This is a genomic window from Caulobacter sp. FG121 (assembly GCF_057809815.1).
In genome coordinates this window covers 729,916-746,884 of sequence record NZ_JBMDKR010000001.1, presented here as the reverse complement: position 1 = coordinate 746,884, position 16,969 = coordinate 729,916, and the positions used below count along the sequence as shown (strand labels likewise).

Here is a 16,969-nt window from a genome sequence, read left to right as displayed (position 1 = left end):
TTACGGGGGCGGAACCGGGGCGGTTGGAGTGAGTGCATGTCGGTCAAGGTGACCTATGTCAGTTCGAGTGGGGCCCCACGTACGCTTGACGTGGAGCCGGGCGTTTCGGTCATGCAGGCGGGCATGCGCAACGGCCTGGCCGAGATCGAGTCGGATTGTGGCGGCGCCTGCTCCTGTGCGTCCTGCCATGTCTATGTCGATGCCGACTGGCTCGACAGATTTCCACCCATGACCAAGATCGAGAATGCGCTTCTGTCGATGCTTGACGTGCGGGGGCCGAACTCCCGCCTGTCCTGCCAGCTCAAGGTCACCGAAGACCTGGATGGACTGACGGTCCACACGCTGGATCCCGTCGCCAACGAGTGAGGGATCGACATCGCTGACTTCGAGCGGGGTCGCTTTGCGTTCGAGACTCCAACCCGTTCATCCAGGGCCGATCCGCCCGCGGCCTCTTCACGACGGCGCCGTAGGCCCACGGCTTTCGACGGCGTGCAGCAGGCCGCCGGGTCGGACGTAGACGGCGAAGGTCAGCATCGCGCAGCAGACGTAGAAAATCAGGAACCCCCAAAGCGCCGCGTCCGCCGAGCCTGTGCCGGCGATCGAAGCGCCATAAGCCTTGGGAATGAAGAACGCGCCGAATGCGGCGATGGCCGAGGTGAAGCCGATCACCGCGGCGGCCTCGCGATCCGCCTGGCCGGGATCGCTCGCCCCTCGACCCACGGTCTCCCGCCAGATCGCCGGGATCATCTGGAATGTGGAGGCGTTGCCGACGCCGGTGAAGAAGAACAGCAGCATGACCGAAGCGAAGAAGCCCCAAAAGCTCCCGGCGTTGAGGAACCACAGCGTGCCACCCACGGAAGCAATCATGCCGATGAACACCAGCAGGGTAATGCGCGCACCGCCGAACCGGTCGGCGAGCCAGCCTGTCGCCGCCCGCGAAACGGCGCCGACCAGGGGGCCGATGAACACGTATTTCAGGGAGTCCACTTCCGGGAACGAGAGTCGGGCGAGCAGCGGAAAGCCGGCGGAGAAGCCGATGAACGAACCGAAGGTTCCTGTGTAGAGCCAGCACATCAACCAGGTGTGTCGGCGTTCGAAAATGGCCGCCTGGTCCGCGAACGAGGCCTTGGCGCTGGCCAGGTCGTCCATGCCGAACCAGGCGAGCACCGTTCCCAGCAGGATGAAGGGCACCCACAGAAAGCCGGCGTTTTGCATCCATAGCGGCGCCCCGGCACCGCCCGCCTGCGGCTCGCCGCCCAGCGCGCCGAAGATCGCCACGGAAATCGCCAGGGGCACGATGAACTGCATCAGGCTGACGCCGAGGTTGCCGAGACCGGCGTTGATGGCCAGCGCGTTGCCCTTCTCCGCCTTGGGGAAGAAAAAGCTGATGTTGGCCATCGAGGAGGCGAAGTTGCCGCCACCCAGGCCGCAGAGCAGCGCCAGGATGACGAAGATGAGGTAGGGCGTCTGCGGATTCTGCACCGCGTACCCGACGCCGAAGGCGGGAATGAGCAGGGACGCCGTCGAGATCGCTGTCCAGAGCCGGCCGCCAAACAGGGGCACCACGAAGGAGTAGAAGATGCGCAGCGTGGCTCCCGAGAGACCCGGCAGGGCCGCCAGCCAGAATAGTTGGTCCGGGGTGAAGCTGAACCCGACCGCCGCGAGCCGCGCCACGACGACGCTCCAGACCATCCAGACCGCGAAGGCGAGCAACAGGCAGTAGGTGGAAATCCACAGGTTGCGGCGCGCTACGGGCCGGCCCACCGTCCGCCAGAATTCAGCGTCTTCCGGCCGCCAGTCGGCGATGAGGGGCCGCCTCGACGAGCCGGCCCTGGCGCCCTGCTCGAGAGCGGCCTCGCGCGCGCCGTGGGCGGCGTGCATGGAGGCCATTTCCGGCAGTTCAGGAAACTGTTCGGAGGTCGCGCTGACCGGCCTTTCCATCCGTTGGATGGCGAGGTGCATCCAGGCCAGCGCGGTGAGGCAGAGAAGGAAGAGCAGGAAGAACGCGCTCGTCGAGACACCGGTCAGGTCGTCAAGCACGCCGAACGCCAGCGGCAGGAGAAAGCCTCCCAGGCCGCCCACCATGCTGACGACTCCGCCGACCACCCCGACATGCTCGGGGTAGTACATCGGGATGTGCTTGAACACGGCCGCCATGCCGATGCTCATGAAGAATCCGAGCGCCACCAGGCTCACCAGGAAGGGCGCCAGGCTCATGGAGGTGGAGAAGGCGATCGGAGCCTGGATCCCGTGGATGACATAGTCGGTCGGCGGGTACGACAGCATGAAGGAGAGAAGCGCCGCCGCGCCGAAGGCCCAGTACAGGACGGCGCGGGCTCCGACGCGATCGGAAAGCCGGCCGCCATATATCCGGAAGAGACTGGCCGGGATCGCGAAGGCCGCGGTCATCAGGCCCGCGAGTTTCACATCCACGCCATAAACGCTGACCAGGTAGCGCGGCAGCCAAAGCGTCAGCCCGACGAAGGCCCCGAAGACGACGAAATAGTAGAGCGAGAATCTCCAGACCTGAAGGCGCCTCAGGGGGCGCAACTGCTCGATCAGCGTGGGCGTGGCTGCGCCCCCCTCCCGCCCCGGCTCGTTCCTGGCCAGAAAGAAGAAGATCAGCGTAACCGCGAACAATCCAGCGGCCCAGACCTGCGCCGCGCCGCGCCATCCCAGCGCCAGCATGGCCGTGGGCGCCAGGAGTTCCGTGACCACCGCCCCCACCGACCCCGCGCTGAATATGCCCAGCGCCGCGCCCTGGCGGCGGGTGGGAAAGAACTTCGAGGCGTAGCTGACGCCGACGGCGAACGAACCGCCGGCCAGACCAACGCCGAGCGCCGCCAGGAGAAGTCTGAAATACGATCCCGAGAACGACATGAGCAGGGTCGATGCGGTGGCGAGCAGCATGACGATCAGAAAGGTGCGACGCCCACCATAGCGGTCTGACAGGATGCCCAGCGCCCCGCGGCTCAGCGAGCCCGTCAAGATCGGCGTGCCGACAAGCAGGCCGAACTGGGTCGCGGAGAGATGAAACTCCTCCTGGATGCCAAGCCCGAGGATCGCAAAGAGGGTCCAGACCGCGAAACATGCGGCGGAGGCCGCGGTACTGACCCACAGAGCTCGTCCAGCGCCTGCGGCGGGTTCGGTCACAGATGTGTTCATGTCACAGCCTCTTCCCGATCGGTAGTGTTCAGGACAGCCCTTGCTTGAGGCCAAGTCAACACTCACGCGGACCAAGGTGGACCGCGAAGAATTCGCGAGGCCTATAAATACGTGATACGTGAGTCCTAGCCATTGGGAACTGGAATTGGGCCGCCAACCGCCAGAACCGCCATCCTCGCGATGGCGCAAATTTTTTGCGGTCGCATTCGGCCCGCAGATCAGCGCCTGGCGCGGCGAGGCCCCCTTGGCCCACGTCTTCTGGGGCCAGGGCGTGTTCGTCAGCGTCGCCCTGATCCTGGTCTATATCGACGCCCTCTACCGGCATGATGAGATCACCGAGCAGATCGCGCTGACCGTATTCCAACTTTATTCCCTATGGGTTCTGGTCGCCATCTGGCGCTGTGCGGCCAAGGCGACGCCGCCCTGGGGCGTGATCGTCCGGCTTCTGACCATCGCCTGGGCCGTCAACACCATGTTGGTGGCCGGCTTTCTGCAACTCGGGCTGATATTCCGTTAGGTGTCCGGGCCTTGCGCCGCGCGTCCTGGCGCGCGCATGGCGCCGCGCAAGTCCGCCCAGACGGTGCGGCCGAGACCGAGCGCCGTGGCGGCCCAGGCGGCGAGCGCGACCCAGACCATCGTCCGGGCGACGGCGTGCAGCGGCGGGAATTCCGCCGCCAGGGACAGCCGCAGGCTTGCGAGGGCGTACATCCCCAACGGGAAGACCAGACTCCAGAGCATCGGCGTGTAGCCCAGCGGAACCCGCCGGACGCCATGCTTCCACAAACCGAACAGCACCAGCAGCGGAATCCACCAGGTGGCCCAGGCCCACATGATCAACGTCACCCCGTCGATAAACGGCCGCATGGACACAAGGAACGGCACGCCGCTGTCGGTCAGGATGAGCGTCGAGCCCGCATTCGCGCTGATGGCGGCCGCGCCCATGACCACCCACAGGAGCGGTGTGATGTCGTCGGGTCCGATATCGAAGAAAAAGATCCGGTAGGCGAACAGCGTGATGAAGATGCCATAGAGGGCCAAACCTACCCCCCACAGCATATGGATCAGTACGAACAGCAGGGGAGCCATCGCCTCCTGGTGCGGGGCGATCATGGTCCCGAGAATGACGAGCGACTCGGTACCCACGATGGCGATCAGCCAGCCGCCGTGCACGACGTTCGCGTTGTGGGCCGAGTTGAGGAACGTCAACACCGCGAAGCTGAAGTAGATGAGGAAAAGCCAGGCGGCGAGCGCGAAAAGCCACAGCGCCAGGGCGATATCGGCCAGACCCCTCATGCCCATGCCCAGCCCCAGCACGTCGCCCGCCGCGACGACGGTGAAGAATGAGAAGACGAGCCTTGGATTGGTAAGATCTGTCCAAAGCGCTCCGGGATACCGCGCCACCCGCAGGACGGTCAGCAGCAGAAGCCAGGGAAAGGCCACGACGTTGAGGCCGAACAGGATGTTGGACAGGACGTGGAAGCCCTCGAGATGGAGCGTGTTGGAGATGATTCCCGTCGCCATCACCAGCGCGAAGTAACCAGGAAAAAGCCTGGCTACCTGGCTGTCTTGCCAGACCGCGAGCCTCTGGACCCATGCGAAGAATGTCGCCAACGCCCCAACCCCTCGATGTGCCCGGGCCAAGGAGGGCCGGATGTGGCGCTCCCCACAGGCAGCGACGTTTAAAAGCTTAGCGAACGAACATCCCCGGGGCCACTCCTCCCGACGACGGTACGGTCATCCGTCCGGCCTGTTTCCACGGCGCCAATGTCCGCTGGCGCTGATGCAGTCCGCCGATCAGGTCCCTGTCAGGCTATCGGGCACGAAGCTCCGCCAGCACCTCGGGGCGCCTCAGCCCGCGGTCGCGTGCAGATGGTCACCATCATCCCTTGCGAACCTTTGCGGTTGTGAGCGGCGGCGGCCGGGCCGTCGCGATCTCGGTCAGGCTACCGTGGCGGAGAGCGTCCTGACGGCGATGCTGCCAATGCCCGGTAGGACCCTTCTCAACCCGTCGTTACCTTGACTGGACATGGGAGCCATCCACAGATGACCCGACCTCGCTTGGCGGCGGGTCTCGGCGCACATTGTAGGCGGCCGCGTAGAGTGCGGGCAGGAAGAACAGGGTCAGCTGGGTGGCGCCGACCAGGCCGCCCATGATCGACCAGGCCATCGGGCCCCAGAAGACCGAGCGCGTTAGCGGGATCATCGCCAGGATCGCGGCCAGCGCCGTGAGGGTGATCGGCCGGAAGCGGTGGACGGTAGCCTCGACGATGGCCTCGAAGGGCTGGCGCCCCTCCTGCTCCAGCAGGGTGATCTGTGACACGAGGATCACCGAATTGCGGATCACCATGCCAAAGAGCGCCAGTGAACCCAGCAGGGCCACGAAGCCGAACGGAACGCGCATGGCGCTGAGGATCAGTGCAACCCCGATGAGCGCAAGCGGACCGGTAAGGACGATCAGCAGCATCTTCTTGCTGCTCTGGAGCTGGATCATCAGCAGAAGAAGGATGACCAGCACGGCGACGGGCAGGGCTTTGAAGACGGAGGCCTGCGCCTTCGACCCCCCTTCCAGGGCGCCGCCAAACTCCAACGCGGCGCCGTCGGGCAGGCTGTCTTTGATCGCCTGAAGGGATTGCTTCCAGTCGGCGACGACATCGGCCGGTTGCCCTCCCACTACGTCGGCCAGAACGGTGATGGTGGGGCGTCCGTCGCGGAGGTTGAGCTCCGCGGCCTGAAAGGTCGGCTGAAGGTGCGCGACCTGCGATATGGGCACCGACTCGCCCGTCACGGTCTTCACCTGGGCGTAGGCGAGGCGATCGATGCTGTTGCGCTCCGACGCCTCAAGTCGCGCCATCACCAGGATGGCGTCGTCGCCCTCGCGATAGATGGTCACGGGCGCGCCGCTGATCGCGCTCTGCAGGCTCTGCTGCACCGACAGGGTCGTCACCCCAATGGCGCGCGCCTTGTCCTGGTCGAGGACGATCCGGACGGACTTGAGCGGTTCGCCATAGTCCTTGTTGACGTCCCGGACGCGGGGATCTCCGTGCATGAGAGCTTCAAGTCGTTCGGCGGCAGGAGCGATGGCCGAAAACCGGTCGCCGGTGACGCGGATCTGGAGCGGCTGGCCCACCGCCGGCCCAAGTTCCAGGGTGCTGACCCGACCTTGCGCCTCCGGGAAGCGAGCGCCCAGGAGTCCTTCGATCTTTTGCCGGACACGCTCTCGGGCCCGGCCGCCCTTGGTGTTGATCACGATCTGAGCCGTCGCCTGGCTCGCCTTTACCGTGGCAAGCGCCAGAAAGAACCGTGGCGTGCCGCCGCCGACATAGGTGGCCGTGGAGGTGATGTCGGCGTCGCCCCTCAGGGCGGCTTCCATGCGCTTCGCCACCGCCGATGTCCGCTCGAAGCTGGTGTTCTCGGGGAGCCTTAGTTCGACGAGCAACTCCGGACGATCCGACGTCGGAAAGAACTGTTTGGGCACGGCGACCCCGAAAAGGACCAGGGATCCGACGAACAGACCCGCGGTGATCGCCAGCACCGTGCGACGCCGATCGAGGGCCCAGGTCACCGCCCTGCGGAAGCGCTGGTAGAATGGACTTTGAAACGCGTCGCCATGCAGCGGGTTCTGGTCGGCGACCGGGCGCGCGGGCGTCGCCTGGGCGGGCAGGAGCCAGTTGGCGAGAAAGGGAGTGATGAACACCGCCACCAGCCAGGGCAGGCCCAGGGAGATCGCGACCACCTGAAAGATCGAGCGGGTGTATTCGCCGGTGGACGACTGGGCCAGCCCGATGGGCAGGAATCCCGCCGCGGTGATCAGAGTGCCGATTAGCATCGGCTGGGCGGTCACTTCGTAGGCGGAGGTAACCGCCCGGACCTTTTCCCACCCGGACTTGAGGTTGGTCTCAATCTGTTCGACCACGATAATGGCGTCGTCGACCAGGAGGCCCAGCGCAATGATCAGGGCGCCCAGGGAGACCCGATGCAGCGGAATGCCCGTTAGCAGCATGCCGGCGAAGGTGAGCGCCAGAACAATCGGGATGCAGAGCGCCACCACGATCCCGGGGCGCCGGCCCAAAGCCAGGAAGCTGACGCCAAGCACGATGGCCACCGCCTCGGCCAGGGAGCGGCTGAATTCGCTGATCGACTCCCGGACGATCCCGGGTTGATTGGCCACGGCGCCGATCGTGATCCCCACCGGCGCCTGCGCCTGGAACGACGCCACCAGACGGCTCAAGTCCTTCCCCAGACGGTTGCTGTCGCCTCCGCTCCGCAGGCTCACCAGCAGACCGACCGCATCTTCGCCATTGAACCGCATGCGAAAGCCCGGGGGATCGGCCAGGCCGCGGGTCACGGTGGCCACGTCGCCGAGGCGCAAGCTTCGACCACCGACGGCCATGCGCATTTCGCGGATCGCCTCGACGGATCCAAAACTGCCGCTGACCGCGATGCGCACTCGCTCGCCGCCCAGATTGATTTCGCCGGCCGGAGCGACGACGTTGGTCGCCTGCACGGTCTGAACGATCTGCTGCGGGTCTACCCCCAGCAGGGCGAGCTTGGCGCCGCTGTATTCGATGTAAATCCGCTCATCGACGGCGCCTGTAATGTCCGCCCGTCCGACGTCAGGGAGTGCGCGGACCTTGTCTCGCAGGGCTTCGGCGAACCCGTTGAGCTGCGTCAGGCTGAAGCCGTCACCGGTGAGCGCGTAGACGTTGCCGTAAGTCTGGCCGAGGTCGTCATTGAATTGCGGCCCCTGAAGGTCCCCTGGGAGCTCCAAGCGGTGATCGGAGACCCTTTGCCGTATGCGGGTCCAGGTTGATGCTATGGCCGCTGGGGGTACATCGTCGTGCAGCTTTACGGTGATGACGACCACGCCGGGCCGGGCGCTGGTCAGGACGCTGTCGACCTCCGCCAATGTCCGCATCGTCCGCTCGATAGGCGCCCCGACTTGCTCGGCCATCTGGGCCGCGTCGGCGCCGGGCCAGGCGGCGGTAATCAGCATCGTCTTGATCGTGTAGTCCGGGTCTTCCTGCCGTCCGAGCGCGCCGTAGGCGTAGATCCCGGCCAGGGCCGCGACCACGATGAGGAAGCGCATCATCCCGCGGTGATCGAGCGCCCACGCCGAGAGGTTGGGGCCCTTCATTGAAGAACAGGCGCGGTGGACGGAACCGGACGAACCACCTCATTCGGAAAGAGGCGGTTCACACCGGCGGTGACCACACGCTCACCCGGACGAACGTCGCCCGTCACCAGGACCGCGTTCTGCTGGACCTGGACCACTTCGACGTTGCGGGCCGAGACCCGCGCCGGCGTTCCCGCGACCACCCAGACGATGGGGTGGCCGGCGCGCTCGCTGAGCGCGGAGACGGGCAGGCGCATGGAGGTTCCCACGATGGGCGTGGTCGCGGTCACTTCGGCCGTCGAGCCGACCGCCGCGGCGCCCGGCGGCGCGCTGAAGGCGATGCGAGCCTCGAAGGTGCGGGTCTGCATCGCCGCCGCGGGCGATATCATGCGAATGCGTCCAGGATAGCTGACTTTGGGCGCCGACCAGGTGCGCACCGCCAGGGTCGAGCGGCGGAAGGCTTCGGATTCGCCCTCCGGAACGCTGATCGCCGCTTCGATCTCGCCGGGCGTGGCGATGGTGGCGACGGTTTCGCCGGCCTGGACGACCCGTCCCGGGTCCGCGGCGAAGTCCGCCACCACGCCATCGCGCGCAGCCCTCAGGATGGTATAGTCCACCTGACGGATGGCGCCGGCCAGTTGCGATTGAGCAAGGCGCCATTGCTCCTGCGCCTGGTCGGCGCCGACCACCTTGCGATCATACCCGGCCTGCGAAATGAAGCCGTCGGCCAACAGGCGTTGCGCGCGGGCGAGGTCGATCGCCTGTTGGCGGGCGGCGCTCTCCGCGGCGGCGACCTGCGCCCGGGCGCCGACCACCGAAAGCTCAGCGTCCGCCGGGTCAAGCCGCGCCAGGATCTGCCCGGCGGTGACCGGCTGACCAACCTCGACAAGCTTGGCGACGAGCCGGCCCGAAACACGGAAGGCGAGGCGGCCATCGTAACGCGACAGAACCTGGGCCGGATAGACCGCGACGGTGCCCCCCTGTGCGGGCGCCACAACAACGGTCTCGACGGCGCGCGGTCCCGCGGCCGGCTGCTCCTCCGGGGCGCAACTCCATTGTGCGATCATCAGGGCCGCGGCGCCCGCCAGGGCGATCCTCCTGGAAACGGTGGCGCGTTGCGGGTCGGGCGTCAGCGCTCCGCGGAGCGATCCAGGACAGGGGCCAGGGTATGTGGCGAAAACCTTGTCCATGATCGTCAATCCGTTCCGGCGCGGCTCTGCGTTGCTTGCGCGATCTCCGCGGATACGGAATGCATGAGCGCGCCGGCGAAGGTCGCCGTCAGGTCCCCGGCGTCGAGCGTGTCCGGCTCCATGAGGCTCTGGACCTGATTTCCATCGTGGATCGCCAGGAGCAGCCGCGAGACCTTGTCGCGATCGGCGGTGAGGCGACGGCCGTGGCGGGCGAGGAACTCCTCGACAATCGAAATGAGGGCCTCCCGCAGCGCCCGATGGTGTGTCGCCAGGCGCTGCGCCACCGAGGGCTGGCGCACGGCATAGAGGTTGAACTCCGTGCTGAGCAGGTACCAGTCGCGCTCCAGCTGACCCTGGTAGAATTTTCGCAGCGCCGCCTCAAGGGATCCGCTCGCGACGGTGACCTGCGCCAGCGCCGCCGAGAGTCGGTCGCGGAGGCGCGCCGACATGAGGTCATACAGCGCCAGGAACAGGTCCTCTTTCGACTCGAAACTCGAATGGAACGCTCCGCGGGTGAGGCCCGCGCGCGAGGCGATGTCATCGATCGTCGCGCCGTGGAAGCCTCGCTCGGCAAAGGACGCCGCAGCTCCCTCAAGGATACGCTCGCTCGTCTGTGCGCGAGTTGGGCGAACTCTCTCCCGACGCCTGACCATCGCCATCCTCATTGATATGAAGTGACATTCAATACGAATTTGTATTGAAATGGCAATGGTCTGGTGGACCGGACGGGCGCGAATTGGGCTTCGCAAAAGTCCGCTATTCGGAATAGCCCGTCTCGGACAGGTGGGGGCAACTACGAGATGACCTGCTGCTGGACGCTCAAGTTCGGCCCTCAGCTTGCCCACGACCTGCGCCGCCCGCCCGGCCCACGCGAACCTTCAACATTGATCTAGCGCAATGACGGGCCCGAGACCGGGCCTGCAGGCTCAATTCGACCCGAGCATCGGTTCATTCCGATGCGGGGAGGAAACGACAACAACAATACTGAAAATGCCATTGGCCTTGCAGGCGTGGAGCGGGTTTCCGCGCCTGATTTCGGTTGGCTGTAAGCACGCGAAGTCGGCGGATCGAACGGACACAAGACCCATAGGCAACCTTGGGAAGGGTGTGACATGGCGATGCTTGCGGTCGATATGGATCCTGACTTCACGGGGGCTGAACGGGCGGCCTGGGAAACGGCGCACCGGTTCGCCCGGGACGTGATGCGTCCCGCGGGCGAGAGTCTGGACAAGCTGCCAGCCGGAGAGGTTTTCGGCCGCGACTCGATTCTCTGGGACGTTTTCCGCAAGCATCGCGAACTGGGCCTGGAGCTCTTCGACATGCAGTCGGACTCCTCTCCCCACGATCAGGCGCGCCTGCGCGCCATCATCGGCGAGGAGCTGGGCTGGGGCGACAGCGGTCTGGCCATCAGCCTGGGCGTGGCCGGCTTTCCCACCATGATGGCCCAGATGTCCGGCAATCCGGCGCTGATGGAACGCTTCCCTCTGGGGACCTTGGGCTGCTGGGCCATCACCGAGCCCGACCATGGCTCGGACCTGATCAATTTCGACGGCGCCCTGAGCCACCCGGGCGGCCGCGACGCCAAGCCCAACTGTATCGCGCGACGGGACGGCAACCAGTTCGTGATCTCGGGGCAAAAGTCCGCCTGGGTGTCGAACGGCACCATCGCCGAGGCCGCGGCGCTGTTCTGTACGGTCGATCTTGGCGGCGGCCAGACGGGCGGCGGCGTGTTCGTGGTGCCGCTGAATGAAGGCGGCGTCACCAAGGGCAAGCCCACCGAAAAGATTGGTCAGCGCGCCCTCAACCAGGGTGAGATCTTCTTCAACGACCTCAAGGTTTCCGCCGATTCCATGGTCGTCGGGCCGGACCAGTACCAGGCGACGGCCGATCGCACCCTCTGCCTGGCCAATGGCAGCATGGGCACGACATTCGTCGGTTGCGCCCGGGCGGCGTTCGAACTCGCCACTGACTACGCCAAGGCGCGCGTCCAGGGCGGCGTGGCGATTTTCAACCACCAGAGCGTCAAGTCGCGCCTGTTCAAGATGTACCGGCAGGTCGAGGCGGCCCGGGCGCTCAACCAGCGGGTCCTGCGCATCAACGCCGCCCGCGAAACGCCGTTACTGGAGTTGGCCATCGCCTCCAAGGTGACCTCGACCCAGGCCGCCTTCGACGTCTCCAGCGAAGCCATGCAGGTCTTTGGCGGCGCGGGGATCTCGCGGGACTGCCCGATCGAGAAGATCTTCCGCGATGCGCGCATCTCCATGATCGAAGACGGCTGCAACGAGGTTCTCGGCATGGTCGCCGCCAACCGTTTCTGACCTGACCGCACAGCCTGGGAGACCTGACGATGAAGATGAACGCCTATGTGGCCGGGGTCGGGATGACGAGCTTCGGGCGGATGATGGACCGGGGCATGAAGTCCACCGGCGGCGAGGCCATCGAGGCGGCGATCGCGGACGCGGGGCTTGAAAAGGCGGACATCCAGGCGGCCTGGATGTCCAATGCCGCGGCCGGCGTGCTGACGGGCCAGGAGTGCATCCGCGGCCAGGTGGTCCTGCGTGGCGTCGGCATGGGCGAGCTGCCCGTCGTCAATGTGGAGAACGCCTGCGCCAGCGCATCGACGGCCTTCAACCAAGCCTGCGCCATGGTCACCGCCGGTGTCTATGACGTCGTCCTCGCCTGCGGCGTCGAGAAAATGTACTTCGCCGACAGGGCCAAGGTCTTCGGCGCCTTCATGGGCGCGGTTGACGTGGACCAGCTGAAGGAGATCCTTGCGGGTCTGCAGGCCTCGGCCGCCAGCAGCGGGGCGACGGAGGCGTCCAGCGGCGCCGGCCAGAACCGCTCCATGTTCATGGACATCTACGCCGCTGCGGCCCGGGGGCACATGGCGCGCTACGGCACGACCGTCGAGCAGTTCGCCATGGTATCGGCCAAGAACTCCTATCACGGCTCGCTCAATCCCAGGGCCCAGTTCCGTGAGGCGATGACGATCGAACAGGTGCTGGCCTCGCCGATGATCGCCGAGCCCCTGACCCGGCCGATGTGCTCGCCGATCGGCGACGGCGCGGCGGCGGCGGTGATCGTCAGTGAACGGAAGAGCCGCGAGCTTGGGCTGACCGCGCCGGTCCGGGTGCGCTCAAGCGTCCTGCGTTCGGGTTGGGATCACCCCTCGGGCAGCGATGGCCTGTCGGAGGTGTGCAGCCGCGAGGCTTTCGAGGAGGCGGGACTGGGGCCGAGCGATCTCAGCCTGGTTGAGCTGCACGACGCCTCCGCCCCGGCCGAGATCATCGGCTATGAGTCCATCGGCCTTTGCCCCAAGGGGGAGGGCGGCGGCTTGGTGGCCTCGGGCGCCACCCGGCTGGGCGGCCGGATTCCAGTCAGCACCTCCGGCGGCCTGCTTCGCAAGGGTCATCCGATCGGCGCCACCGGCCTCGCTCAGGTGGTGGAGATCACCGAGCAGATTCAGGGCCGCGCCGGCGCGCGCCAGGTCGCCGGGGCCAGGATCGGCCTCTGCCACAACGGCGGCGGCAACATCGGCACGGACGCCGCCGCCCAATGCGTCACCATCCTCGCGGCAGGCTAGGGCGGTCCGATGCGCACCCTCAACGAGATGGTCCTGGCCGACCTGATCGCGGCCCGGGCGGAGGCCAGGCCGGATCTCGACGTCGTCACCTTCGAGGCCGGCGAGACGGGCGTGGAGGAGGTGCGCACCTACGCCCAGCTGTGGGCCAATGCCAATCGCCTGGCCGCGGGCCTGCTCGCGCGCGGCATGGACTATGGCGATCGCTTCGCTATCCTTCTGCGCAACCATCCACAGTTCATCGAGCTGATGACCGCCGCGTCCCTGACGGGTCTGGTGCTCGTGCCGATCGATCCGCGCACGCGTGGACAAAAGCTCGCCTACACGCTGAACGATTCCGGCTGCCGCGGCATCGTGTGCGCCGACTATAACCTGGCCCAGGTGGCCGAGGTTCGTGGACAGATCCCCTCCCTGGACTGGGTCTGGGTCCTTGATGCCGGCGAGGAGGTCGGCGCCATGCCCATCGGCGGGCTCGCCGGCGCGACCAGCCTTTTTGAAGTGCTCGACGGTCCGCAGACCTGGGTCGACATGCGTCTGCGCCACCCGGACGATGCCATGCAGATCATCTACACCTCGGGCACCACCGGCGATCCAAAGGGGGTGGTATTCGGCAACGCCCGCTACGGCGGCGCGACCATGCTGTCGGCCCTGCTGGGCATAGCCGACGACGAGCGGCCCTATACCGGACTGTCGCTCACCCACGGCAACGCGCAGCTCATGACCCTGGCCTCGGCCCTGCGCGTTGGCCAGCGCGCGGTGTTCAGCCGCAAGTTCACCAAATCGCGGCTGTGGGACATCACCCGCCAGTACGGCTGCACCTTCTTCAACCTGCTGGGCGGGATGGCCACCGCCATCTACAGCGAACCGGCCAGGCCGGACGACGCCGACAATCCGGTGCGCTTTGTCCTCAGCGCCGGCATGCCGGCGGCCATCTGGGAAGCCTTCGAGCGGCGTTTCGACGTCAAGGTCCTGGAAGCCTACGGGGCGGTCGAGGGGGGCATGGCCTTCAAGCCCATCGGCGTCGGCCCCATCGGCAGTTTCGGCAAGCCGCCGCCGAACCTGGAGATGCGGATCGTTGATGAGGCTGACCAGGAATGCCCTCCCGGCGTGCAGGGCGAACTGATCAGCCGGGCGGTGACCGGCGAGAGCGCCGTGGTCACCTATTTCAACAACCCGAAGGCTTCGGACAGCAAGACCGCCGGCGGCTGGCTGCGCAGCGGCGATATCTGCCATCGTGACGCCGAGGGCTGGCTGTTCTTCGACTATCGCAAGGGCGGCGGCATCCGGCGAAACGGGGACTTCATCAATCCCGGCTTCGTCGAGGCGGCCCTGGCCGAGGATCCTCAGGTCACCGACGTCTATGTCTACGGGATCCCCTCATCCAACGGCTCGCCGGGCGAGAAGGAGGTCGTCGCCGCCGTGGTGGTCGACCGTTCGCGGTTCGATCCGGCCAGCCTCTACGCCGCCTGCCGCCGCTCGCTTGAGCCGAACTTCATCCCGAGCTTCCTGCAGGTGGTCGACGAGATTCCCAAGACCGCGTCCGAGAAACCTCAGGACCGTTTCCTGGTCGAGGCGCTGCGGTCTCCCGGGGCGGAAGTCTACCAATTCCAGGACGGCCGTGTGGCGAGGGTCGATCCGGCCCGGATCGCGAGCGCGGAGATGACCAGGCCTCGGAGCGCGCAGGCCTAGGCGGACGCCTCCCGGGGCAGACAGCGGAGATCGACGATGAGCGAGACACTCGACCTTGAAGATCTTGAAGACCTCAAGGACCTTGAGGACCTTGACTGTGACCTGGAGGTGGACACGACCCGGTCCGAGCGCACCGCCCTTCGTCGTTCGGCCATCCACGATATCGAGCCGGGGGCCGACTGGAACGATGTCGAGCACGCCATCCTGACCCGGCGGAGCATCCGCAAGTTCAAGGGGCGCCAGCCGCCAGCCCACATGATCCGGCGCATCCTGGAAATGGGGCGTTTCGCGCCTTCCCAAGGCAACTGCCAGCCCTGGTCGTTTGTCGTCGTGCGTGACAAGGCGATGATCGCCGAGATGGAGCAGTACGGCGTCGCGGTCTGCAAGGGGATGACGGCGAGCATCGACTACACGAACTATGCGCCCGGGACGGAACAGCGGTCCGCCATCCTGCAGAATACCCAGCAGCTCAATCGCCAGAGCCCGAACACCTTCCACCCTGTGCCCATGACGGCCATCAAGGCGATCGCCAACGGCCGGTTCGCCCTCTTCCACAAGGCGCCGACCGTGATCCTGATCCTGGTGGACCGGCGCGGCGTGGGGGTTCCCGAGGTCGATGTCGGCGTCGTGGGCACCAACATCGTGCTCGCGGCCCAGAGCCTGGGCCTGGGAACCTGCTGGGTTGGCTTCTCCAGGCTGTTGAGCAGCAACGCCGCCCTTCTGGAAAAGCTGGGCGTCGCCCCGCCCTTCGAAATCGCCGAGGCCATCTGCGTCGGCTATCCGATCGGCAACCCCACCCAACAGACCATCGCTCGCCAGACCCATCAGATCACCTGGTGGGAAGACGGGGAAAAGCAGGTCCTGTACTAGGAGATCGCGCCATGACCGACGAAAGCGTGGCCAAGGCCATTGTCGACCCCGACCATCTTCCCATCTGGGACGACCCGCGAGAGGCGCTCTATCATCGGGTGACGATCGAACTGGACAAGTGCGACGGCTGCAGGCTGTGCGTGGTGGTCTGCCCGGCCAATCTCCTTGAGCTGTTCGGCCCGAAGGACAACCTCAAGGCCCGCCTCAAGGCCGACGCCACCGGCTGCATGAGCTGCAACAACTGCTACGCCGTGTGCGCGGGACGGGGGGTCTACGCCACCGAGCCCTATGATTTCGCCGGCTATTACGAACAGAAGGCCATCGGCGCCTTCTCCCCGCCGCGAAAATTCTGACCCGCGTCGGCGCGAGGCTCCTGTCCCGCGGCTTCACGGCGCGGGAAGCCCCACATGCCGGTCAGGCTGACCGCACTAGGTGGACGGCCGCAGGTGGCTGTCGATCAGGCGGTCCGGCTTGGCGAGACGATCCAGAACGGCGGGCCGGTGGATCGAAACCTCGGGGCCATTCACCTCGACACCGTAGTCCGCCAGGTTGAAGAAGGCCCGCGAGAGGTTTTCCGGCGTCATGCCGAGAAGCGAGGCCAGCACACGCTTCTCATGCGGAAGAACCAGGGTGGCGCCTCCGCCCTGGCTGATCTGCTCGGCGAGAAGATAGTTGGCCAGACGCTCCGACGCGCCGCGCAGCTTCTGGTTTTTCACGGTCCGGACCAGGCCGCGATAGCAGCCCGAAAGCTCCTCGGCGACGGCCACGGCGAACGCCGCGTCCTCCTTCATCGCGCGGCGCACCGCCTCACCCGAGATCATCAGAATGTCGGATCGTTCGATCGTGCGCGCCGTCATCAAGGCGTCGATATCGAGCACCACGGCGGCGAGAATGAAACTCGAGACCGGACGCAGGACGGCGATGGTCGTTTCCTTGGCGTTCCAGGTGCCCTGCAACTCGGCGAGGCCGTCAACCAGGACATAGAGGAAGTCGACGGGGTCGCCCTCCATCAGCAGGGCCGTGCCCGCGGGGAACTTTTGCAGAAACCCGCCCGTGATCAGGGAGTCGAAAGTGTCCGGCGCCGCTCCGGAAAAGAGCGCCAGGGCCCTCACTCGCTCAATATCGACGCTGCGCATGGACATACCCGCGTTCCCCGATCGTGCAGGCGGAGCTCTCGTGTTGATGTGGATCACTCAATGGCCAGCAGGCAAGGCCTGCTTGATAACGATCAAGTCAAGGCGAGGCGGGCTGTCAGTCGAACGCCAACCCTACGCCACCCCCGGCCGAAGCGTGCCGGGCGTGGCTGGCGATGGATTTTCGGCATGCGGACTCTTGAAGCCCGGCGCTTCGGGGCGGTGGCGG

At 66.2% G+C, this 16,969-nt stretch carries 13 protein-coding genes; 7 read left to right on the top strand and 6 right to left on the bottom strand.

Going from position 1 to position 16,969, the window contains the following annotated elements:
- The first annotated feature begins 36 nt into the window (after positions 1-36).
- Positions 37-366: a 2Fe-2S iron-sulfur cluster-binding protein gene (locus ACODSL_RS03895; RefSeq protein WP_488899318.1), complete on the top strand. Its 330-nt coding sequence runs from the start codon at positions 37-39 to the stop codon at positions 364-366.
- An 87-nt stretch (positions 367-453) separates the two neighbouring features.
- Here ACODSL_RS03895 and ACODSL_RS03890 read toward each other — a convergent pair whose 3' ends face one another.
- A complete protein-coding gene (locus ACODSL_RS03890) occupies positions 454-3,165 on the bottom strand; it encodes a nitrate/nitrite transporter (protein WP_488899317.1) in 2,712 nt (903 codons plus the stop codon).
- Positions 3,166-3,409: 244 nt separating this feature from the next.
- Here ACODSL_RS03890 and ACODSL_RS03885 point away from each other — a divergent pair, with 244 nt between their 5' ends.
- Positions 3,410-3,682 carry a hypothetical protein gene (locus tag ACODSL_RS03885; RefSeq protein ID WP_488899316.1) on the top strand — a complete coding sequence of 91 codons (273 nt, stop codon included), beginning with the start codon at positions 3,410-3,412 and terminating at the stop codon, positions 3,680-3,682.
- Here ACODSL_RS03885 and ACODSL_RS03880 read toward each other — a convergent pair.
- The 4 genes from ACODSL_RS03880 to ACODSL_RS03865 form a co-directional block, all read right to left on the bottom strand.
- Entirely contained in the window at positions 3,679-4,776 is a 1,098-nt protein-coding gene (locus ACODSL_RS03880) for a tellurite resistance/C4-dicarboxylate transporter family protein (RefSeq protein WP_488899315.1), read from the bottom strand. The two genes, ACODSL_RS03885 and ACODSL_RS03880, sit on opposite strands and share 4 nt — an antisense overlap.
- 400 nt (positions 4,777-5,176) lie before the next feature.
- Positions 5,177-8,299, bottom strand: coding sequence for an efflux RND transporter permease subunit (locus ACODSL_RS03875; protein WP_488899314.1), 3,123 nt, complete (start codon positions 8,297-8,299; stop codon positions 5,177-5,179).
- Positions 8,296-9,468 carry an efflux RND transporter periplasmic adaptor subunit gene (locus tag ACODSL_RS03870; RefSeq protein WP_488899313.1) on the bottom strand — a complete coding sequence of 391 codons (1,173 nt, stop codon included), beginning with the start codon at positions 9,466-9,468 and terminating at the stop codon, positions 8,296-8,298. The genes ACODSL_RS03875 and ACODSL_RS03870 overlap by 4 nt, the downstream gene beginning before the upstream one ends.
- Before the next feature lie 5 nt (positions 9,469-9,473).
- Complete coding sequence (locus tag ACODSL_RS03865; protein ID WP_488899312.1) at positions 9,474-10,127, bottom strand: TetR/AcrR family transcriptional regulator; 654 nt, start codon at positions 10,125-10,127, stop codon at positions 9,474-9,476.
- A 453-nt stretch (positions 10,128-10,580) separates the two neighbouring features.
- Here ACODSL_RS03865 and ACODSL_RS03860 point away from each other — a divergent pair, with 453 nt between their 5' ends.
- From ACODSL_RS03860 to ACODSL_RS03840, 5 genes are read left to right on the top strand one after another with little or no spacing between them, the layout of a single operon-like run.
- A complete protein-coding gene (locus ACODSL_RS03860; RefSeq protein WP_488899311.1) occupies positions 10,581-11,786 on the top strand; it encodes an acyl-CoA dehydrogenase family protein in 1,206 nt (401 codons plus the stop codon).
- A 29-nt stretch (positions 11,787-11,815) separates the two neighbouring features.
- Positions 11,816-13,051: a thiolase family protein gene (locus ACODSL_RS03855; RefSeq protein WP_488899310.1), complete on the top strand. Its 1,236-nt coding sequence runs from the start codon at positions 11,816-11,818 to the stop codon at positions 13,049-13,051.
- Positions 13,052-13,060: 9 nt separating this feature from the next.
- A complete protein-coding gene (locus ACODSL_RS03850) occupies positions 13,061-14,737 on the top strand; it encodes an AMP-binding protein (protein WP_488899309.1) in 1,677 nt (558 codons plus the stop codon).
- Positions 14,738-14,773: 36 nt separating this feature from the next.
- Positions 14,774-15,607: a nitroreductase family protein gene (locus tag ACODSL_RS03845; protein WP_488899308.1), complete on the top strand. Its 834-nt coding sequence runs from the start codon at positions 14,774-14,776 to the stop codon at positions 15,605-15,607.
- 11 nt (positions 15,608-15,618) lie between these two features.
- The gene (locus ACODSL_RS03840; protein WP_488899307.1) at positions 15,619-15,960 is read left to right on the top strand and encodes a 4Fe-4S dicluster domain-containing protein; all 342 of its coding nucleotides are present in this window, start codon (positions 15,619-15,621) and stop codon (positions 15,958-15,960) included.
- 75 nt (positions 15,961-16,035) lie between these two features.
- Here the strand turns inward: ACODSL_RS03840 and ftrB are convergent, their stop codons facing one another.
- Positions 16,036-16,749 carry a transcriptional activator FtrB gene (ftrB, locus tag ACODSL_RS03835; RefSeq protein WP_488899306.1) on the bottom strand — a complete coding sequence of 238 codons (714 nt, stop codon included), beginning with the start codon at positions 16,747-16,749 and terminating at the stop codon, positions 16,036-16,038.
- Positions 16,750-16,969 lie beyond the last annotated feature (220 nt).

Bases quoted from the DNA above. Each gene is read 5' to 3' on its own strand.
- ACODSL_RS03850 (WP_488899309.1), top strand. From the start codon at position 13,061: ATGCGCACCCTCAACGAGATGGTCCTGGCCGACCTGATCGCGGCCCGG.
- ACODSL_RS03840 (WP_488899307.1), top strand. From the start codon at position 15,619: ATGACCGACGAAAGCGTGGCCAAGGCCATTGTCGACCCCGACCATCTT.
- ACODSL_RS03855 (WP_488899310.1), top strand. From the start codon at position 11,816: ATGAAGATGAACGCCTATGTGGCCGGGGTCGGGATGACGAGCTTCGGG.
- ftrB (WP_488899306.1), bottom strand. From the start codon at position 16,749: ATGTCCATGCGCAGCGTCGATATTGAGCGAGTGAGGGCCCTGGCGCTC.
- ACODSL_RS03895 (WP_488899318.1), top strand. From the start codon at position 37: ATGTCGGTCAAGGTGACCTATGTCAGTTCGAGTGGGGCCCCACGTACG.
- ACODSL_RS03870 (WP_488899313.1), bottom strand. From the start codon at position 9,468: ATGGACAAGGTTTTCGCCACATACCCTGGCCCCTGTCCTGGATCGCTC.
- ACODSL_RS03875 (WP_488899314.1), bottom strand. From the start codon at position 8,299: ATGAAGGGCCCCAACCTCTCGGCGTGGGCGCTCGATCACCGCGGGATG.
- ACODSL_RS03865 (WP_488899312.1), bottom strand. From the start codon at position 10,127: ATGGCGATGGTCAGGCGTCGGGAGAGAGTTCGCCCAACTCGCGCACAG.
- ACODSL_RS03845 (WP_488899308.1), top strand. From the start codon at position 14,774: ATGAGCGAGACACTCGACCTTGAAGATCTTGAAGACCTCAAGGACCTT.
- ACODSL_RS03860 (WP_488899311.1), top strand. From the start codon at position 10,581: ATGGCGATGCTTGCGGTCGATATGGATCCTGACTTCACGGGGGCTGAA.
- ACODSL_RS03890 (WP_488899317.1), bottom strand. From the start codon at position 3,165: ATGAACACATCTGTGACCGAACCCGCCGCAGGCGCTGGACGAGCTCTG.